This is a genomic window from Pseudomonas sp. PvP028 (genome assembly GCF_017832255.1).
Lineage (GTDB): Bacteria > Pseudomonadota > Gammaproteobacteria > Pseudomonadales > Pseudomonadaceae > Aquipseudomonas > Aquipseudomonas syringae.
In genome coordinates this window covers 5,892,451-5,912,851 of the sequence record NZ_JAFIBL010000001.1, presented here as the reverse complement: position 1 = coordinate 5,912,851, position 20,401 = coordinate 5,892,451, and the positions used below count along the sequence as shown (strand labels likewise).

Here is a 20,401-nt window from a genome sequence, read left to right as displayed (position 1 = left end):
TTGAGTCATTCGTAGTGAAGCAGGCAAGTATGCAGAGCGTAGTCAGGGAGGCAGGCAGTACATCGGGATGCAGCGCATGGCGCAAGGTATGGGTATTGCTGGCGCTGATTTTTGCCGGAGCAGCCAATGCGGCGCAAAGCTTGCCGTTTTCACTGACAGCCCCTTTTGTGGTTTCCGCGGATCTGGCGCTCAAAGATCAGGACCGTGCCTGGCTCGACCAGCGCAAGGTACTTCGGGTCGGCATTGCGATCGCAGACTACGAGCCGATCGATATCACCAGTGATCGCAACCGTTATCAGGGCATCAGTGCCGATTACCTGGGGCTGGTCAGCGACCAGTTGAACCTCCCGGTGCAGGTCACCGGGTACGCCAAGCGTGACGAGGCTATCGAAGCGCTGCGCGGCGGCAAGATAGACCTGCTGACCAGTGCCAATGGTTTCGAGCGGGGTGTGAAGGGGCTGTCTTTCTCAACCGAATACATGCCCGATCGATCGGTAGTCGTTGGCCGCGGTAACGATCTGAGCCCGCCGTCGAACCTGGCTGGCAAGAAGGTCGTGCTGCTTGATGGCTATGCCGATTCGGAGGTGCTGCACCGCGTTTATCCCGACAGCCAGATCATTATTGCGCCTAACCTCTACAGTGCTCTGGAAGCCTTGAGTCAGGGTGAAGTGGACGTTTTCATCGGCAACGAAGTCATAGTCCGTGCCTACACCGCCCTGCGGCCCTACCTCGGTTTGCAGATCAAATTCGAGAGTCGTTTGCCCCCGGTGGGGTTTTCTTTTGCGGTGCGGGGTGACGAGCAGCGCTTGCTGACCTTCATCAATCGCGCCCTGGACAGCATTGCACCCTCGACCAGTCGTGAAGTGCTCGGCCGCTGGACTATGGGGCTGGGCGCTGACGTTGAAGGACAACGCATTCGCCTCACCAGTGCCGAGCGACGCTGGCTGCTCAAGCATCCGAGTGTGAACATCGCGACCGTGCAGCACCCACCGTATATCTACAAAGACAAGAACGGCCACTGGGTGGGGTTGAACGCAGATGTGCTGTCACGTATCTCGCGTATGACCGGCTTGCAGTTCGTCCATCAGGAACTGCCCTCCACGCAGCTGAGTATCGACATGCTGCGCGCCGGTCAGGCTGACATGAACACGACGCTCGCGGAAAATACCGAGCGCCGACGGTTCCTGGATTTTACCTATTCGTTCGGCGGCAATAGCTGGATGTTCGTAGTGCGCTCCGACCGCTCGTCGCACATATCGCTCGACAGTCTGACCGGGAAAGTACTGGCACTGCCGGCCAGGCATGCGCTCGAGGACCTGATCAGGCGCGAGCACCCCTTGATCCAGCTGCGTCTGGTGGACACCTACGATCAGGCCCGTGCGCTGGTGGAAAGTGGTGCCGCCGACGCGACCATTCAGAATGAAGTGGGGGCTTACCTGTTTCCGTCCGGACAACTGAAAGTTGCCAGAAGTGTCGAAGGCCAGTGGTCGCCCGACAGATTTTCAGTGATCAAGACTCAGCCCGAACTGCTGGGGATTCTGAACAAGGCGCTGGAGGAGTTTCCGGTGGCCGAGTTACGCTCGATCCGTCTGAAGTGGCTGGGCTCGGCGCTGCCTCAGCCGTCGCTCTGGGGGCGCATACCGCCCTGGGTGTTCTGGGTCGTGTCTCTGGCTTTGCTGATCGGGCTGGTGTCGCTGACCTGGAGCAGTCGCCTCAAGGTACAGATTCGCCAGCGCCAAAGGGTGCAAAGGCAGCTCAATGATCAACTGGCCTTTAAACACGCTCTGTTCGACGGTATCCCCAATCCGATTTATGTGCGCGATCTCAAAGGGCGCCTGATTTCCTGTAACCGTAGCTACGAGCAGAGCCTGGGCATCAGTTTCGAACAGATGAATGGCCGACGCCTCACGGATGTCAATCTGATCCCGCGTGCGTTGGCCGAGCAGATGCATACCGATTACCTCACTCTGCTGGAGAATCATCAGCCGGTCTTTTCTGATCGCACCATCGAACTGCCGGGCAAACGTATGGACGTCTGGCAATGGACGGTGCCTTTCTTCGCTGCCGATGGACAGTTGCAGGGGCTGCTCGGCGGCTGGATCGATATCACAGAGCGCAAGCAACTGGAACAGCAGCTTCAGGAAGCCATGCGCCTGGCCGATCAGGCAAATGAGGCAAAAAGTGCTTTTCTGGCCAGCATGAGCCATGAAATTCGCACGCCGATGGGGGCAATCATTGGTTTGCTGGAACTGGAATGCGAACAAGCCTTGCGTCTGGGCAAGATTCCATCGCAGGGCCTGCAAGTGGCTCACCGCTCGGCTACGGAACTGGTCGCGCTGATTGGCGAAAGTCTTGACCTGGCCAGAATCGAAGCGGGCGGCATGCAGTTGTCACTGGCTGTGACGTCCCTGCAAGAACTTTTCGACGGCGTGATTGAGCTTTTTTCCGCGCAGGCTGGGGAAAAGGGCGTGGAACTGCGCCTGGAATTCTCCGGGCAGGCGCGCGGCGACTACTGGCTGGATCCCTTTAGATTGCGTCAGGTACTGCACAACGTGCTGGGCAACGCCTTGAAGTTCACTCGGCAAGGTGCGGTGGTCGTGACGCTCGACGTGACCCATGACTCGCCTGAGTCCACGCGCGTGCGCATTGGTATTCAGGACAGCGGCGAGGGTATCGATCCGCAGCGTCAGCAGCAGGTATTTCAACCTTTCACCCAGGCAAGCGATGACACGGCCGCATACTACGGAGGCAGCGGGCTGGGGTTGAGTATTACCCGGCAACTGGTGGAGCTGATGAAGGGCGACATCAGCCTGCACAGCGAGCCGGGCAAGGGGACCCTGGTCACCATCGATCTGCCGTTGACCAGGGTGAGCGAGCCGGTTTTGCCCGCGGACGATGTGACGGATGTGCTTGTCGACACGCGTAGCCTTCATCTGTTGGTGGTTGATGACATGTCCGCCAATCGTCTGGTGTTGACCCGGCAGCTGGAGTTTCTTGGCCATCAGGTAACGGCTGTCGAAGACGGCAAGGCGGCGTTGTCGAGCTGGTGCGAAGGTGTGTTCGACGCGGTCATCACCGACTGCAATATGCCGGGTATCAGCGGCTATGCATTGACCCAGGCCATTCGCCAGATCGAAGAGAAAGAGCAACGTCAGCGCTGCCCGGTGATCGGCTGTACCGCCAACGCAATGAGTGACGAGGCGGCACGTTGCGAGCAGGCAGGCATGGATGGCCTGCTGATCAAGCCGCTGTCACTGGCGCGTCTGGCCCATGAGTTGGCGGATCGGGTACGTGAACCGACGTTCGACATCGGCACGCTACAAACCATGACTCAGGCCAACCCGCAACAGATGCAACGGTTGCTGAGCGAATTATGGAAGAACCTCAGGCATGAGCACGCGTTGCTGGAGCCCGCGGTGTCGGCCAGTGACTGGGAGACCCTGAGCGCCTGTCTGCATCGGCTCAAGGGCGCTGCGAGTCTGGTTGACGCAGTGCCGCTTGCCAAGGCCTGTGCCGCGCTGGACGACAGTGTTCGGCTGCAGAGCACGGCCAGCCTGGCCGAACGCTGGCAGGCACTGGAAGTGGCCATGACCGGTCTGCGCGCGGATATCGAATTGCAACTGGTGGCCGTGCCCGAGACCGCAGGGCCAGGCAATTGAATCCAGCGACACAGTGTGGCGGGTTTAGGACATGTCCTATGGGGCGGGTGTCCGGTACGAGCTACAGTTGGCGTTATCCCGGGCCGATGGCTCTGACTCCACAGGCGTGATCGTGCACTCACTCAAGGTTCTCATTCTCGAAGACCATCCTTTCCAGCTGATGGCTCTGCATCAGATGCTCAACGCCAATCAGGTGTTCGATGTGCTGGCGGCCGACAGCGTCGAGGTCGCCAGGCTTTCCCTGCAAAGCCGCGGCCCTGTCGACATCGCGATCTGTGACTTGCAGATGGAAGGGCCTGATGGTCTGGAGCTGATCCGCTTCATGGCTGAGAACGGCCTGGCGCGCGCGCTGATCATTGTCAGCTGTTCTGCCGCCTGCGTGTTGGAAGGGGTGGCGCAACTGGCGCTCGCCCAAGGCCTGAACGTTCTGGGCTATATGCAGAAACCGGCCTCCGCGGGGGCGTTGTACGAGCTGCTCGAGGCGTATGGACCCGGCCGCTCAGACTGTATAGAGCAGGCAGCGTCGGGCAGCACGTTCAGCGCTCTTTGCGCCATCGAATTGTTTGACCCGACCGGCAGCGGACCGATAGACGTGGCGTCCATCGCCGAACAATGGATCACCTATTTTCAACCCAAGGTCAGTCTGCAGGGCGAGTTGCTGGGCGCCGAAGCGTTGGTTCGCTGGCAGCATCCGGTGTACGGCCTGCTGGCACCCGGGCGATTTATCGAGGCCATCGAGGCTGAAGGACTCACCGTTGCGTTGACCTGGCGGGTGCTGGATCAGGCGCTGCAGTTTTCTGCGCAGGCCATGCGCGAGCAGGGTGAGGCGCTGTCGGTTGCCGTCAACATTGACCCGCACGTGCTGCAACAGCTGGATTTCGCCGAGCAGATCACGCAAGCGCTTGCCCGCCATGGCGTGCCGGCCACCGCGCTGACCCTGGAAATTCTCGAGCAGGACGCCGCGCGCCCGGAAACCTGGCAGCTCGAAGGCCTGCTGAGGTTATGCATGCAGGGCTGCAAGTTGTCTATCGATGACTTTGGTATGGGCGCCTCGAATATCGACCGTCTTCTGCAATTACCTTTCAGCGAGCTGAAAATACCGACCGAGTTCGTGCGCGGCATGGCCGACGACGCGCGTAAATCGGCGGTGGTTGCCGGTGCCTTGCTGATGGCGCAGAGGCTGTCGATGTCGGTCGTGGTTGAAGGTGTCGAGACGATTGAAGACGTCCACAGTCTGCTGGCGTTGGGCGATCCCGCCATTCAAGGGTATTTCATCGCTCGCCCGATGTCGGCCTCGGCGTTCATGCGCTGGGTCGCCGAGCGTGACAGCGGCCACCTGCACGCCGTTTGCAGAGACGACCCGCTTCAGGACATGCCGCTTTCCTGCAAATAAATGAACAGGGCTGCGTCATTGGCCAGTCCGAGCTTACGCATGGCGGCGACTTTCTGAGCGCTGACGGTCTGTTTGCTGCGATTGAGTTGCGCAGCGATCCGGCCAACCGTATGGCCCGCCGAGAGCAGGCGTAACACTTCCAGCTCCCTTGGCGACAAGCGATCTGCCGGTAGTAGCGCATCGGAGCCATGCTGACGGGCTTCGCTCAGCACGCTGCGTACCGAATCGGCGACAAAAAGCTCACCGCGCCTGACCCCCTTGATGGCAGCAGGCAGCTCTCCGGCAAGGCTGGCCTTGCTCAACAGACCTCGGACATCCAGGTCGAGCATGGACTGAAACAGTCCGGCATTGCTCAGGGTCGTGACAACGATCACCGGCAGCGTGGGAAAGTCCCGGCGGATGCGCTGCAGCAGACGCAGGCCATCGTTCTGCCGTTCGACGGGCATCATGAAGTCGGTCACCAGCACATCGCATGCGTGGCGTTCGAGTGCCTGGAGCAGTTCGTCCGGATTGCAGGCCTCGGCGACGACGCTGGCCAGATTGTCCTGCTCCAGGACGACTCGCAGGCCGATGAGAAAAATCGGGTGGTCATCAGCCACGATGACCCGCAGCGGGCGATCAGCGGACTCGCTCAAGAGGTGGCTCCGTGAAAAAGGCTATACGGGTATTGCACGCGCTGGAGGTGTTTAGCGCAGTGATCAAGAGCATAGGCACCTTGTAGGACGCGTAGCGGAATTATGTTGGATTCTTCCTACAAGCTCGCTTTCTTTTGTCATTGGCGTCCGGTTTTTTCCTTGTCACATTCAACAGGCATGCTCGAAATGACAGACAGGTGCTGCGATTCGGCGATAGAAAGAACTTTCTGCTGTCGCCGATGGTCATTGATTAGCACCTTTGCATTCAAACTGTTGAGTGGTGATCCGGATGGAAAATATCAGCTTACTGCTAAGCGAAGCGCTGGCTCCCTATCAGGCCAGTATTGGCCCGGCCGGCTCTCGGGGCGAACGTCTGGTGACTCTGAAAGACAAATCGGGCACCAGTGTGATCGAACGCGCATTTGGCGCTGATCAACTGAGCGACAAGCGTCAGCTCACCGACGTGGTAGACGGTCTGCGCCGCGATCTGATGGTTGCGGAGGGTCGAATCGAACCCTGCGTCATTGCCGCCATGCGCAATGCTGCAATCAGTCGCACGTTTGTCGGCACTCCATCATTTGCTTAACAGTTGCTTAACCGACGTCTCCGATACCGGAACCTGACGGGTTCGCTGCACTCCTATCGATTACGTCAGGTTTGATCATTGTGCTCCGGTGATCAAGGGCTGACGTACTGACCACAATGGTCATGTTTACCCCGAGCAGGTCCCCCTCTGCCCGGGGTTTCTTTTGTCTGGTCATTCCTTGTCCAGCAGTGCCTTGACGTCCTCCAGGTAGCCGGCCCGTTGCGAAGGCTCCAGCCACTGCGCATAAAAGCCCATCAGGCTGGTTTCGCGCAGCACGCGCATCACGCGGTTGACCAGTGCGATGGCCTGCTCGCCCTCGGGCGAGCTGCTGCAGCTGACGTAGACGAACTGGTATGCAGGATTGCCCTTGATCGGCAAGAAGGCCAGTTCCTCCGGCCTTATGCCTTGTTGCATGGCATGATAGCGCGCCTCCGGCCAGAAGCTGATAAAGGCTTGCAGACGCCCCAGACGCTCCATTTGCAGCAGGCTGCCGACGGCATCGTTACCGTAGTGCGGGACGAGGGTGCCCTCATCGACGTCGTGCAACGTGTGGTCGATCATCTCTCCATAGCTGCGTTCGGCAACGATGCCCAATTTGATCGTCCGGCTGGCCATCAAGGCCGCGACGTCGATTTTTCCGTCCTCGACGTAGGGCTCGAACTTCGACATTTCCTCCTTGCGCACAATCAGACCGCTGCTGAGGATGGCGCCGATCGGTATGGAAAAAAGCAGGGTTCTGGCTCTTTCTGCCGTCCACAGCATGGTGGGATCACAACTGAGAGACGTGTCGTCGCTCAGCATTTGCAGAGCCCTGGCGCGGTTGACCCGCATCAGCACATGATCGTATTCGGGCATTTGCGCGGTCAGCAAGGGCATCAGCTGATCAATTGCTCCTTGCCCGCGCATGGAACCGGAAAAAATCGTCGAAGGAGGGATGTCGCGCATCAGCCAGGTCAGCGTCTCCCTGGCCTGGCTGACACACGGCATGGCAGCCAGCGACAGGGCGAGCATCAATCGAGCCGTTGTACAGTACGAGGCAGGAAGGGGCATTCGCGGGTGTCATCCTCGAAAAGGGTTCAACAGTCTGAGGTAGGGTTTGCAGCTCTTTGAATGGCGCTGCGCCAGTGGCGTCACATTCAGGTGCCCCGGTTGGGAGTCCGGGTGCTCGCCGCATATCGTCATTAGCACAGATATGTATCAGAAATTTGTTTCAAACTATCGATTTTTGTTCGTCCTGCAAATGGGGGGCAAACACATCCTTGCGCGAGCAAGTTCGTTCACAGGCCCGGCATCGGGTAGACTTGCCGTCTTCCCTCCAGACTCTAGAAGCCCGTTCATGGCCCAGCCGTCCACGACCTACAAATTCGAACTCAACCTCACCGACCTCGATCGCGGCGTGTACGAGAGCGTCAAGCAGACCATCGCCCGCCATCCTTCGGAAACCGAAGAGCGCATGACCGTGCGTCTGCTGGCCTATGCCTTCTGGTACAGCGAACAATTGTCGTTCGGTCGCGGCTTGTCTGATGTCGACGAGCCCGCTCTGTGGGAAAAAAGCCTGGATGACCGGGTTCTGCACTGGATCGAAGTGGGCCAGCCGGACGCCGACCGACTGACCTGGTGCTCGCGCCGTACCGAACGCACCAGCCTGCTGGCCTACGGCAGCCTGCGCGTCTGGGAAGGCAAGGTCATCCCGGCGATCAAGAACCTGAAAAACGTCAATATCGCCGCCGTCCCGCAGGAAGTGCTGGAAGTGCTGGCCAAGGATATGCCGCGGGTCATCAAGTGGGATGTGATGATCAGTGAAGGGACGGTGTTCGTCACTGACGACCGCGGCCAGCATGAAGTCCAGCTGCAATGGCTTGCGGGCGAGCGCGGCTGACAGCCGCCGGTTCCGATCGAAATCACATTCATCGACACTGCAAAGAGAATCAGCTGACCCGCATGCGCATCGAACCTCGTCTATTGCCCGACACCTTGCCGTTCCTTGGCGACCTGCCGCCCCTGCTCACACGTCTGTACGCAGCACGAGGTGTGGCCTGCGAGGCCGAACTGGACAAAAGCCTGGCGCGGCTGATCCCCTATCAGCAACTCAAGGGGATCGATGCGGCAGTAGACCTGCTGGTGACTGCGCTGCGCGAGGGCCAGCGTATGCTGATCGTCGGCGATTTCGACGCCGATGGCGCGACTGCCAGCACGGTGGGTGTTCTGGGCCTGCGTCTGCTGGGCGCGGCGCATGTGGATTATCTGGTGCCCAACCGGTTCGAATATGGCTACGGCCTGACGCCGGAAATCGTCGAAGTGGCGTTGCAACGCGAACCTCAGCTGTTGATCACCGTGGATAACGGTATTTCGAGCGTCGAGGGCGTGGCGGCGGCCAAGGCGGCCGGCTTGCAAGTACTGGTGACCGATCACCATTTGCCTGGCCACGAGCTTCCGGCTGCAGACGCCATCGTCAACCCGAACCAGCCAGGCTGTACCTTTCCCAGCAAGTCGCTGGCCGGTGTCGGGGTCATTTTCTATGTACTGATGGCCTTGCGTGCGCGTCTGCGCGAGACCGGCTGGTTCGAGAGCAATCAGCGTGCTCAGCCCAATCTGGGCGAGCTTCTGGACCTGGTCGCGTTGGGCAGTGTGGCCGATGTGGTGCCGCTGGATGCCAACAACCGCATTCTGGTCCATCAGGGGCTGATGCGTATCCGTGCCGGGCGTGCCCGACCCGGGCTGCGCGCCATTCTGGAAGTGGCCCGGCGTGAGCCTTCGCGCATCACCTCCACCGACCTGGGGTTCATTCTCGGGCCACGCCTGAACGCGGCGGGGCGCCTGGATGACATGAGCCTGGGGATTGAGTGCCTGCTCTGCGACGACCCGACCCTGGCGCGGGAAATGGCCGTGCAACTGGACGAGCTGAACCAGGATCGCAAATCCATCGAGCAGGGCATGCAGCGTGAGGCGCTCGCCCAGCTCAAGGACCTGCCGCTGGAGTCGATGCCGTTCGGCCTCTGCCTGTTCGACGCCGAGTGGCATCAGGGTGTCATTGGCATCCTTGCTTCGCGGCTCAAGGAACGTTACCACCGTCCCACCATCGCGTTCGCCAGCGCCGGGGAGGGCGTGCTCAAAGGTTCGGCCCGTTCGGTACCGGGGTTTCACATTCGCGATGCGCTGGACGCCGTGGCGGCCAGTCATCCGCATCTGATCAGCAAGTTCGGTGGTCACGCCATGGCGGCAGGCCTCTCGCTGCCTGAAGAGAACTTTCCGGCGTTTGCCGAAGCATTCGACCAGGAGGTACGTCGTCAGCTCGACGAGCAGGACCTGACCGGGCGTCTGCTGTCCGACGGCTCGCTGGCCGTCGAGGAATTTCATCTGGAACTGGCCCGCGCGCTGCGCAATGCCGGTCCTTGGGGGCAGCACTTCCCCGAGCCCTTGTTCCACGGCGTGTTTCAGCTGGTCGAGCAGCGAGTGGTGGGCGAGCGTCACTTGAAGATGGTGCTCAAGACCGAGTGCGGCAGCGTCAAACTCGATGGCATTGCGTTTGGCGTCGACCGGGATATTTGGCCCAACCCTAATATTCGCTGGGTCGAGCTGGCCTACAAACTCGACCTCAACGAGTTTCGCGGCAACGAAACCGTGCAACTGATGGTGGTGCATATCGCGCCACGCTGACGATAGCAGGAACCCCTCTCGCTACCGGGTTGTCGACACTACACAGTCTGCCAAACCTGTTCTTTGAATGAACGGAACCTGGACACCTGAATTTTCATTACGAGAGGTTGCCATGAGCCTGCTGCTTGAACCCTATACCCTGCGCCAATTGACCCTTCGCAATCGCATCGCAGTGTCGCCGATGTGCCAGTATTCCAGTGTCGACGGCCTGGCCAATGACTGGCACCTGGTTCACTTGGGAAGCCGTGCCGTTGGCGGCGCCGGCCTGGTCATCACCGAAGCGATGGCGGTGACGCCGGACGGGCGCATCACTCCCGAAGACCTCGGGTTGTGGAACGACGAACAGATCGAACCGCTGCAACGTATCACCCGTTTTATCAACGCTCAGGGTGCGGTTGCAGGCGTCCAGCTGGCGCACGCCGGCCGCAAGGCCAGCACCTGGCGCCCGTGGCTTGGCAAGCACGGCAGTATTTCCCTGAATGAAGGCGGCTGGACCCCGGTCGGACCTTCGGCAATTGCTTTCGATCCGCAGCACACCACCCCTGTGCAACTGAGCGAAACGCAGATTCAGGAGTTGATCAAGGCGTTTGTCGATTCCGCACGGCGCGCCTTGGAGGCGGGCTTCAAAGTGGTGGAAATTCACGCCGCCCATGGTTATTTGCTGCATCAGTTCCTCTCGCCTCTGAGCAACCAGCGTACCGACGAGTATGGCGGTTCATTCGAGAACCGCATTCGCTTTACGCTGCAAGTCACCGAAGCCGTACGCGCGGTGTGGCCTGCAGAGCTGCCGGTGTTCGTTCGTGTGTCCGCCACCGACTGGGTGGAAGACGGCTGGAACGCCGATGAAACGGTCGAGCTGGCGCGTCGATTGAAAGCCATCGGGACCGATCTGATCGATGTATCGTCGGGCGGTACGTCAGCCAACGCGGAAATTCCGGTCGGTCCGGGCTACCAGACGCGCTTCGCCGAGCGGGTTCGCAAGGAGTCCGACATCGCGACAGGCACGGTGGGCATGATTACCGATCCGGCGCAGGCAGAGCACATTCTGCGTACCGGGCAGGCCGATATCATCCTGCTGGCGCGTGAGCTACTGCGTGATCCGTACTGGCCTCTGCGCGCCGATGAAGACCTGGGTGGCCGCCTGGCAACCTGGCCTGCGCAGTATCAACGTGCGACGCACCGTGATCAGCCGATTCATGAGTCTGACTTGCGCGACTGATCGCCAATCGTTTTGCTGCTGGCAATACCGAAAAATGAGCGCCGCACGGCGCTCATTTTTGTTACTCGCCTTCCAGCAGCTCGGTGACGCGGCTGATCAGTTCGGCAATCGCAAACGGCTTTGGCAGCACATGCATGCCCGGCTCAAGCGTGTCATGCGCCAATACAGCGTTTTCAGCATAACCGGTCACGAACAGGATTTTCAGGTCGGGCCGGACGTCACGAGCCGCGTCTGCGACCTGACGACCGTTCATGCCGCCCGGCAGACCGACGTCGGTAATCAGCAGGTCGATGGCCGCTTTGGACTGCAGTATGGTCAGCGCATCGGCGCCTCGTTCAGCCTGCAAAACGATATAACCAAGGTCTTCAAGCAACTCTGCAATGAGCAAGCGCACCGCGGGTTCGTCATCGACAACCAGAATGGTTTCGTCGCCGGTGCTCGAGGCGGGGACTTGCAACGGGCTGTCATCGAAGGCCACCGTTTCAGCTTCACCTTCGTGCATCGGCAGCAGAACGCAGACCTTCGAACCCTCACCCAGCTTCGAGGTAATGTGCACGCCGCCGCCTGACTGCCGTGCAAACCCGTAAATCATCGACAGCCCCAGCCCGGTGCCCATGCCTAGCGGTTTTGTGGTGAAGAACGGGTCGAAGGCCCGCGCCATGACGTCGTTGCTCATGCCCGTGCCGGTGTCGCTGACGGAGAGTTCCACATAGCGGCCTGCGGGCAACTGATACCTGGTCGCAGTGGCGGCAGTCAGGTGACGGTTGCCCGTCTGGATCAGCAGTTTTCCACCATCGGGCATGGCGTCCTTGGCGTTGATGCACAGGTTGAGCAGCGAGTTTTCCAGTTGATGCGGATCAACCAGGGTCGCCCACAGCCCGTGCGAGGCATTGACCTGCATGTCGATCGCCGGGCCCACAGTGCGCCGGATCAGCTCGTCCATGCCCGCGACCAGCAGGTCGATATCCGTAGCCTTGGGCGCCAGTGTCTGACGGCGCGAGAATGCCAGCAGTCGGTGGGTAAGGGATGCCGCGCGTCTCGAGCCTTCCAGGGCTGCGTTGATGTAGCGATCCAGTTCCGTGAAGCGCTCCTGTCTGATCCTCGACAGCAGCAGCTCCATGTTGCCGGTGATGCCCATCAGCAGGTTGTTGAAGTCATGGGCCAGCCCGCCGGTCAATTGCCCGACCGCTTCCATTTTCTGCGACTGAATCAAGGCCTCTTCGGCGATACGCAGGGCCTTGATGCGGTCCTTCTCGTGGGTCAGGTGCTTGCCCAGCGCAAAAATGATTCCATTGCCAGGCGCAGCGGTCCAGCCAAACCAGTGGTAGCTGCCGTCGACATGCTGGTAACGATTTTCAAACAGCGGCAGTACGTGGTTGATGGTGTGTTTCAAGGCGTTCTGGGTGCTGCTGACATCATCCGGATGCAGCAGGGTCATGATTGACGTGCCCAGCAGCTCGTGTTCCGGGTGGCCCAGCAGCGCTGTCCAGGCCGGGTTTACCCGCAGAAAAATACCGTTGAAATCGAGTATCGCCAGCGGGTCAGGAGAAATCTCCCAAAACGTGTCCAGCTCCAGTGTGCGTTGTTCAAGTCTGGCGGTCTGCTGTCGTTCCAGGTTGACCAGGTCATCGATCAGTTTCAGGCGTTTGCGCTCGCTTTCCTGCAGCGCTTGCTGATTGAGGACATGCGCGGTGGTTTCGTTGGTGATACAGAACATGCCAACCACCACGCCGTGCTCATCGATTACCGGTGAAAACGAGAATGACCACCATGTCTGTTCGATCTCGCCGTAGCGCGCCATGCTCAGCGGCATATCCGTGTAGCGGCAGGGCTTGCCGGCGAACGCATCGATCACCAGCGGCGCGACCTGATCCCATACGTCCGCCCACAGATCCGGGATCAGCGCACCGATGGCGTGGTCCTTGCGCGGTCCGAGGATCGGGGTGTAAGCGTCATTGTGGAAAAACACCAGCTCCGGCCCCCAGAGCAGGTACATGGATTCCGGGGAATTGAGGATCAGATTCAGGGTGTTTTTCAGCGACACCGGCCAGTGCTCGATCGGTCCGAGTAGTGTCTGGCTCCAGTCCCTGGATCGGATAATCCCGGCAGCCTTGCCGTTGGCGGTCGGGAAACCAGTGGGCGATGTCACGTCAGACAAACTCCTGAAAATCTGAATCGGAGTGCAATGGCATTCATATGAATGTAAGTGTGTATTGGGTCAATTCAGAAAAGGGACTGTATACCTGCTTTTACCTGCAGCTTGTACATTATTGACTCTTTGCTACAGGTGCGGGTTTCAAGCATTTCGCTGTCGCGCGGGGCAGATTGACGAACGGGTAGTGCTTTTAGCCGTAACATCCGGAAGCAAACCGGTAATAGCCAGGCAGTGACTTCTCTTCAACTTGTGGGTCAATGAACTATCTGACAAACCTTGTAGGAGGCTTCCTGTGAATACGCGTGGTTTACTCGATCAATTGCTCAAGTCCGGACAAAGCATGTTGCAGGACAAGAACAAAGGCAAATCCGGCAAGCAATCGTCTGGCGGCGATTCACTGATCAACGGTCTCGGCAGCCTGCTTGGCGGTGGCAAAGGGCAGGGCGTTTCCCAGAATGGATTGGGCAGTCTGCTATCTGGCGCCGGTGGTGGTGCGCTGGCCGCAGGTGCCATGAGCCTTCTGCGCGGCAAACGCTCACGCGGGATGGGCGGCAAGGTCTTGACCTACGGAGGTCTGGCGGCGCTGGGGGTACTGGCTTACAAGGCGTACAACAACTGGCAGGCCAGTCAGGGGCTCACCGCTCAGCGCGAACCGCAAACCATCGACCGGCTGCCCGAGGCTGAAGCCGAGCAGCACAGCCAGGCGATCCTGCGCGCACTGGTCGCCGCCGCAAAGGCCGATGGCCATGTCGATGAGCGCGAGCGCGAACTGATCGAGGGAGAGTTCACCAAGCTGAACAACGAGCAGACGCTTCAGCAGTGGCTTCATGCCGAGTTGAACAAGCCGCTGGACCCGGCCGAGGTGGCCCGGGCCGCGACCACGCCGGAAATGGCCGCGGAGATGTACATTGCCAGTGTGATGCTGGTGGATGAAGAGCACTTCATGGAACGCGCCTACCTTGATGAGTTGGCGCGTGAGTTGAAACTTGAACCCGGCCTCAAGACCGAGCTTGAGGGCCAGGTGCGGAACGCTCAGTAAACTGGCGCTCCGGCCGCCGGCTGCCCGGCACGCCTTGCGTGCCAGGCAACTCGATCAATCAATGATGTTCCATTCCTTCGGCGTTGGTCAGCTCCCTGATCAGCGCTGTCTGCTGCTCTTTGAATGTGGCTTCGAATTCTAGAATCCGTCCTTCGTATTCCGGGTCGTCAAGGCTGATATTGCGTTGCTCGAACTCGTCGGTGAGTCGATGCAGTTCAGTCCTGTAGTTACGTTCGAGTGCTTCGAAGCGTCCAGAGTGGGTTTCGCGCAGGTAGTTGATCCAGTAATCCTGCTGCCCGGCAAAGCGCAGGAAGGGCTCGCCGCGTTCACCGCTTTGCACGCGAAGCAGTGCCGTCTCGAACTCCCCCGGCCTGATGGCGGCGTGGGCCGGGTACATCATGCCTTCCGGCGGCACGGGCAAGTCCAGCGTGCTGGCCCAGTGCGTGCGATACGCCAGACGTACCTCGGCTTCATCACGGTTTCCGGCCTGTTCGCGGGCCGCGACATCCAGCTCCGACAGGCGATACAGCCGCACGGTCAGTCGATACAACAGGGCTCCACGCTGCTCCGTTACGACGTCCTGCAACGACTGGCGGATGAACACCAGCACCTCCATCTGGTTAAATTCCAGAAGGATGCCGTCCGAGCAAGTGTCGTTGTGATGAAACAGCCTGAGCGGTTCCTCGGCGATGGCGTTGAGGGTCAGTGCCAGTTGAGGGTCCTCACTCACGGTCGCCAGTACTCGCCAGACGCGTTCGCGCAGCGCTGCACGGCTGGCGATGTTGCGATAATCGGCGCTGTGACGCAGCGAATCGATCAGGTCGAGCAGGTGGCGGGTGTGCTCTCTCGCTTCCAGCTGCTCCCAAATCTCGCGCCGTCCGGTGCTCAACGGGTTGCTGTCGTCCAGCCAGGGCTCTACCGTGACGGGTTCCGGAGTCGCTGCCCGGCTGTCCTCTGATGACTCGTAATCTGATATCGATGAGTCCGAATCATGGTGTTCCGTCCAGTCCATTGCGCTGAGTTCGGGCGGCAGGTCCATGTCGAAAGTGAATGAGCGTCCATAACGCTCCGACAAATGCGCCCGCCGCATGGTGTCGTCGGAAAGCGGATTGCTCAGCAGGCTTATTTCCGTGTGCGCAAACTCGCTGCCGGGATTGGCGAGTATGTGCTCTGGCAATTCGCTGATCAGATTGCCCTCCAGCAACAGTGTCCTGATTTGCGCCGGCACCATGCTCTCCACCCAGGTTGGCCATTCGACCAGCCCTGCATTGTTCAGTGACAGCCAGTTGAGCGCTGTGCCACCGAGGCTGTTCAGGTTGTTGATGGCGCCTATCCGGTTGCCATCCAGTTCCAGCCGCTCAAGCGTGGCAATCCGGCCGAAGAAATCGATGTGCTGTTGATCGACCAGCATTCCCTGATCCATCAGCGATAGCGAACGAAGTGATCGAAGCTCGAGCAGTGCCGGTGGCAGTTGCAGCAGGGGCGCGACATGCCCGTTCAATTCCAGCGAGGTCAGGTCAGTCATGCGGCGCAACAGTTGATCAAGATCAGCGGCCGTGCCGGTGATTCTGCTCAGATGCAGATAGCGTACCTGGCGATAAAAGAAATCCGGCAGTTGGCGCGGAAAGTCGGTCAACGCAATGTCTGCAAGGCGCAGGGGGCTGTGGATTTGTCCCAGGCTGAAGGTTCGCCAGTGATTGATCAGGATCCTGCCGATCTGACGGCGCGATTCGATGAGCTGCTCGCTTGGTGCGGCCATTGAGCTGGAGGCATGCGTCCACTGATCAACGGCGGCAAATAGTTCGGCGCCTTGTGTCAATTGCCTGTTTACAGCGGCCCTCACGGCAAGCGGAGTGTCCATGACAAAACTGAAGGAACTGCCAGCGACCGCTTCGTTGATACGTGCGTGTATTGCGGTGTGTCGGGACAAGGCGTTGCCGCGCAAGTCAATCACGGTTCGATGCTCTGCGCTGGGGGGATTGTCGAGGATCCACCCGGGCAGTTCCGTCAGGTTGTTGTGGGCCACCGACAGTTCGCGGATGTTGTTGGGGATCATGTCGGTCAACCAGGACGGCCAGCGGTGCATGCCGACCCGCTCCAGCACCAGCCGATCGAGGTGCAGCCAGCTCAGGTCCATGGGCAATACGCTTATCAGTCGATTGCCACTGAGGTCCAGCATCCTCAGGCCGGGCATGTTGCGTAAATGATTCATCTGCGCCTGATCCAGAAAAATCCCCTGGTTGATCAACCCCAGTTCGGTCAGTTGTGGCAGCACACGGGACACTTGTTGAGGCAGGTTGAAAAAGACCGAGGTCTCGGGGGCGAGCCCGGCAGATGGCTCACTGACCAGGTTCAGTGCCCGGGTATGCGGGAAGCGTTGCAGGAAGACTCCCAGTTCGGCGCTGTTGTTCAGTTGCCGAGGCAGGTTCATGCCGGCAGGCGCCAGGTCAATTGCATCCGGCTCGACCGCTATGTTTTCCAGATGCAGCGCGGTAACGCGGCTGAAGAAGAAATCCGGCAGATGTCGCGGAAAGTCACTCAACGAGACCTGCTGCAGGCGCAGCGGCTCAAGCGTGCGTCCTATCTCGGGGAGATTGTTGAGGCGCCAGTGGCTCCAGATCGCGTCGTTGAGACGCCTGCGACTGTCTATATGAGTCTGACTCATAGCGGGCATTGCCACGGATTCATAAGCCCAGGCATCGAGACTTGCGCGCAACAGCATTTGCTCGCCCAGCAGGTCGTTGAGTCGCGCATCAATGGTTCTGTTGTCCCAGCCGGTGTGGCGCAGGCGGCTGAGAATGTCCTCGGGAAACGCGTCTTCCAGTTCAAGCATGCGGATCTTGTCCAGCAGGCTCTCGTCGGTCATGTGCCAGTCGACCCTGGCGCCGCCGCTTAACGGATAGCCAAGGCGACCGTCGGCCAGGCGCATGGGAGATTTCGTGCCTGGCTTGATCGCCTGCATGTTCAGCAATGGCGCGAGGTGCCGGCGGGGCAGGGGGTTTTCCTGAATCAGCGCTGCCAGCGCCTGACCCTGGCCGGGGTGGGCAAAGCCCAATTGGTTGCGCTCGGCATCGGGCAGGGCGTGCAGCACGGACGAGTAAAGATCGTCGAGCCCGTGCAGGTGCCGGTCGTCGGCGTCACGGGTTTCGTAGCGATTGCCGTCCTTGATCAGCACTTTGCGTACCGGCGCATCCGTCGGGCCAATGCTGTCGATCAAACGGCCACCGAAATACCGGTTATGGACCTCAAGCCTGACCTGTGTAGGCCATTGCGGCAGGGCTTCAAGGCTGTGCAACGCTAGACAGTCGCTGTCGGCGCTGGAGACCGAGGTCAGATAAAGCCCCTCATAGGCCCGCGCCAGCCTCACTTGTTGTAAATAGGCGCTGGCCTCTTCGGCAATGGGCAGTGGCACACGGCGTTCCGTCGTCAGTTGCAGTCGCTCTGCCGACGAGGCGTGGTCGGCCAGCTCCATAGCGACCAAAGGTGGCAGGCCGGGAAATGCCTTCTGCAAGGTTTGCGCTCCGTCCGCCTCGGCGACGTTCAATGCGCGGTAACGGGACTCGAACAGCCAGCCTCGGGTGGCGCGGGCGCGTGCCGCCAATTGCGCCCGTAGCGTGATCAGTCGCGGTGACATGCCAAGCTGACCTGCGCCGAACTCTTCATTGAGCAGGGTGCGGATTTCGTTGTTGCTGAGCTTTTCCAGCACCTGACGCAGGGCATCCGGCTGATCGGCATGTACAGTGATGTCGAGGGTGTCAGTCGCGACCGGCTGGTACGCCGGGGCGAATGTCTGGAGCTTTTGGCCCTCGGCATCCACCAGCACCAGCGCGCGATTGCCCGGCCAGCCACGGTCCTGGCTCAGCAGTTCAAGTTGAAGCGGTGCCGCCGCGTTTACATCGTTGGCTTCCAGTTGCTCTATGCAGCGCTCGATCTCCTGGTCCAGTTGGAACCGGCGCGCAGTGTCCTCAAGCAATGCGGGAGGGCGACGCTGATCGGTCAGTGCCTCGCGCATCACCGATTCAGGCGTGTTGCTGACATTGACGATGCGCCTGGCGGTGCTGTCGGAAAACGTATCGCTGGAATAGCCCAGCCGTCGAAACAGGTTCAGTCCTTCCATCGCCAGCGGCTGATCGAGCTCATGCAGCCATGCTCCGGCGCCGTTGTGTCGCAAGGCGGGCCGGTAGCTGTCCGCGCGGGTCGGATGCTCGATCAGGTAACCGTCGCCGTTGGCGGCAGAGCTGACCGAATAGGTGCGTCCTTCAAGTGGCAACCATTGTTTACCCTGCCATGTGTACAGGCCTGTAGCGTCGGGCTGCAGACCCTTGGGCAGGACGATGTCATGGGCAAAGGGGGTCAGATCAGGCTTCCACAGGCGGGTCATGCCGCCCGGCAAATCCACGGGCTTGAGGCTGTTCACGAATTCGGGCGCCTGTACCGCCGGGATGCCTGCTGCGCTCGTCGCCGCAGCGCCAAGCGCCGATATCAGCGCAACGTTCTCGACCACATCGAACAGGTAGGCGAACGCCTGCTGCTTCTCGTCCCTGGCCCAGCTCTCCACGCCCTCATACACTTCGTGAGCCAGCTGGATAGCGGTGACCGCCATCATCACCTCGCCCAATACCGGAACCACGAAGCCTGCAATATTCAGAACATTGAAGGCGGTGTCCGTGAAGTACTGCACGCGCTCATCGAAGGTCTTCTGGTCCTGTGCCGCAGTAGGCACACCATGAAACAGTGCGTCGTCGCGCAAGGCTGCGCGTTTGCGCTCGTACAGGTTGTCCAGCAGCGGACCTTTCAGCACGGTTTCTCTCAGGTCGAGTCGGGCGTTTCTGTCCGCCTCACGCTCCAGCCACTGACGCTCGAAAATGCCGCCTTTCTTGACTTTGGGGTGCAGGCGCTCGGACAACTTTTCAAACAAGGCACTTCGATGGCGCGCAGGTATGAAGCGCATGAAGAAGTTCAGGTAGCCGTTAATGAACATCCGGTCGCGCAATGCGTTTATAAACACTTCGACCGAGTCGTACTCCTTCAGCGGCGCAACGGGATCATCCGGGATATACACCACAATCCGTTCTGTCTGCGTGGCCATCTCCCGGTCTTTGCCAATCACCAGAATACCGGTTAGTTCGATATCGCCCAGGCACAGTACGCTGCAACTGACCGGCCGGTTATCGAGTCGGACATGCTGTTTGCCGTCGAGAAGCTCCAGTAAGGCGCCTTGCAAACCCCGGCTGATCAGCTGTTGCAATGACGCAATCTGCAACTGTAGCCGGATCGACGATGCTTCCAGTTGCATGAAGCTCTGGCGCAGTCTCGATGCCGCAGCGTCTGCCGTTTCGTCGGGTGTCGAAGGCCTGCTGAAGGCGGCCTGGATATGCGCCTGATATTGGCCGCCCAGATCCAGCTCACGGCACAGCGCCGCAAAGCCGGTCGGGGGAATCGGCAAGGACGTGCCGCTGATCTGTTGGCCGATGATGTCGAACGAAGAGAACACCTGGGCCTTGATCCCGGTGCTGGAGTCCATTGCGCCCGGAGCTGTTTCCCAGGCTTCGAAATTCTGCAACGCGGCCTTTAGCAGGCTCTGGGTCGACGCCCTCAGGGCAATGTTTGCCTGCGTTATCGGGTCTCTGGATGCCGTATTGAATGATTGGTCGACCCGTGCACGGCTGGCGTGGAACAGCCAGGTGTTGGCGACGTCCACTTCCAGCCCGAAGCGATCCTTGATGGCAGCTGTCAGCAGGGGCCTTGCGAAGTTCTCCAGCGTCGACAGACTGTCCAGCGTCGGACGAACCTGTTGTTCGTACTCGCGATGCTCGGCATACAGGCGCTGCAGCTCGGCGAGCTGATCAGGGCTGGACTTGCGTGCGCCTGCCAGCCATCGCAACGGGCGCCGAAGGGCTTTGCGCAAGGTTGCATGGGTTGCCGGCGCTGCGTGAAGCAGCCACTCGGGGGATTTGTCTTTTATCAGTTGCAGATGCGGGGGCTCAGGAGCCTTGCCCGTCAGAGATAGATCCAGCATTTAAGTGCCTTGTCGTGAATGAACAGGCGACAAAGCTTA

11 protein-coding genes are annotated in these 20,401 nt (G+C 60.0%); 7 read left to right on the top strand and 4 right to left on the bottom strand.

Going from position 1 to position 20,401, the window contains the following annotated elements; translation table 11 throughout:
* The first annotated feature begins 29 nt into the window (after positions 1 to 29).
* Together JOE34_RS25285 and JOE34_RS25280 are read left to right on the top strand one after the other, a co-directional pair.
* Positions 30 to 3,659: a transporter substrate-binding domain-containing protein gene (locus JOE34_RS25285; protein ID WP_245227068.1), complete on the top strand. Its 3,630-nt coding sequence runs from the start codon at positions 30 to 32 to the stop codon at positions 3,657 to 3,659.
* A 31-nt stretch (positions 3,660 to 3,690) separates the two neighbouring features.
* Complete coding sequence (locus JOE34_RS25280; RefSeq protein ID WP_209996795.1) at positions 3,691 to 5,052, top strand: EAL domain-containing response regulator; 1,362 nt, start codon at positions 3,691 to 3,693, stop codon at positions 5,050 to 5,052.
* Here the strand turns inward: JOE34_RS25280 and JOE34_RS25275 are convergent.
* On the bottom strand, positions 5,025 to 5,687 hold the full coding sequence (locus JOE34_RS25275) for a response regulator (RefSeq protein WP_017277712.1): 663 nt from the start codon (positions 5,685 to 5,687) through the stop codon (positions 5,025 to 5,027). The genes JOE34_RS25280 and JOE34_RS25275 overlap by 28 nt on opposite strands.
* A gap of 289 nt (positions 5,688 to 5,976) precedes the next feature.
* Between JOE34_RS25275 and JOE34_RS25270 the strand changes: the two genes are divergently transcribed.
* A complete protein-coding gene (locus JOE34_RS25270) occupies positions 5,977 to 6,273 on the top strand; it encodes a DUF3509 domain-containing protein (protein WP_003314237.1) in 297 nt (98 codons plus the stop codon).
* Positions 6,274 to 6,444: 171 nt separating this feature from the next.
* On the opposite strand, the gene JOE34_RS25265 is transcribed toward JOE34_RS25270, so the two are convergent.
* A complete protein-coding gene (locus JOE34_RS25265; RefSeq protein ID WP_003391185.1) occupies positions 6,445 to 7,284 on the bottom strand; it encodes a TIGR02285 family protein in 840 nt (279 codons plus the stop codon).
* 325 nt (positions 7,285 to 7,609) lie between these two features.
* Between JOE34_RS25265 and JOE34_RS25260 the strand changes: the two genes are divergently transcribed.
* The 3 genes from JOE34_RS25260 (at position 7,610) to JOE34_RS25250 (ending at position 11,149) form a co-directional block, all read left to right on the top strand.
* On the top strand, positions 7,610 to 8,152 hold the full coding sequence (locus tag JOE34_RS25260) for a YaeQ family protein (RefSeq protein ID WP_209996793.1): 543 nt from the start codon (positions 7,610 to 7,612) through the stop codon (positions 8,150 to 8,152).
* 62 nt (positions 8,153 to 8,214) lie between these two features.
* Positions 8,215 to 9,930: a single-stranded-DNA-specific exonuclease RecJ gene (recJ, locus tag JOE34_RS25255; protein ID WP_003314241.1), complete on the top strand. Its 1,716-nt coding sequence runs from the start codon at positions 8,215 to 8,217 to the stop codon at positions 9,928 to 9,930.
* A gap of 112 nt (positions 9,931 to 10,042) precedes the next feature.
* Positions 10,043 to 11,149, top strand: a complete 1,107-nt coding sequence (locus JOE34_RS25250; protein WP_003391177.1) for an NADH:flavin oxidoreductase/NADH oxidase — start codon at positions 10,043 to 10,045, stop codon at positions 11,147 to 11,149.
* A 61-nt stretch (positions 11,150 to 11,210) separates the two neighbouring features.
* On the opposite strand, the gene JOE34_RS25245 is transcribed toward JOE34_RS25250, so the two are convergent.
* Positions 11,211 to 13,298 (bottom strand): response regulator, encoded by a 2,088-nt coding sequence (locus JOE34_RS25245; RefSeq protein ID WP_024650228.1) that lies wholly within the window; start codon positions 13,296 to 13,298, stop codon positions 11,211 to 11,213.
* A 298-nt stretch (positions 13,299 to 13,596) separates the two neighbouring features.
* Here JOE34_RS25245 and JOE34_RS25240 point away from each other — a divergent pair, with 298 nt between their 5' ends.
* Positions 13,597 to 14,343 (top strand): tellurite resistance TerB family protein, encoded by a 747-nt coding sequence (locus JOE34_RS25240; RefSeq protein ID WP_209996791.1) that lies wholly within the window; start codon positions 13,597 to 13,599, stop codon positions 14,341 to 14,343.
* 58 nt (positions 14,344 to 14,401) lie between these two features.
* Here the strand turns inward: JOE34_RS25240 and JOE34_RS25235 are convergent, their stop codons facing one another.
* On the bottom strand, positions 14,402 to 20,362 hold the full coding sequence (locus tag JOE34_RS25235; protein ID WP_209996789.1) for an NEL domain-containing protein: 5,961 nt from the start codon (positions 20,360 to 20,362) through the stop codon (positions 14,402 to 14,404).
* Positions 20,363 to 20,401: the final 39 nt, after the last annotated feature.

Bases quoted from the DNA above. Each gene is read 5' to 3' on its own strand.
- recJ (WP_003314241.1), top strand. From the start codon at position 8,215: ATGCGCATCGAACCTCGTCTATTGCCCGACACCTTGCCGTTCCTTGGC.
- JOE34_RS25285 (WP_245227068.1), top strand. From the start codon at position 30: ATGCAGAGCGTAGTCAGGGAGGCAGGCAGTACATCGGGATGCAGCGCA.
- JOE34_RS25270 (WP_003314237.1), top strand. From the start codon at position 5,977: ATGGAAAATATCAGCTTACTGCTAAGCGAAGCGCTGGCTCCCTATCAG.
- JOE34_RS25235 (WP_209996789.1), bottom strand. From the start codon at position 20,362: ATGCTGGATCTATCTCTGACGGGCAAGGCTCCTGAGCCCCCGCATCTG.
- JOE34_RS25265 (WP_003391185.1), bottom strand. From the start codon at position 7,284: ATGCTCGCCCTGTCGCTGGCTGCCATGCCGTGTGTCAGCCAGGCCAGG.
- JOE34_RS25260 (WP_209996793.1), top strand. From the start codon at position 7,610: ATGGCCCAGCCGTCCACGACCTACAAATTCGAACTCAACCTCACCGAC.
- JOE34_RS25280 (WP_209996795.1), top strand. From the start codon at position 3,691: ATGTCCTATGGGGCGGGTGTCCGGTACGAGCTACAGTTGGCGTTATCC.
- JOE34_RS25250 (WP_003391177.1), top strand. From the start codon at position 10,043: ATGAGCCTGCTGCTTGAACCCTATACCCTGCGCCAATTGACCCTTCGC.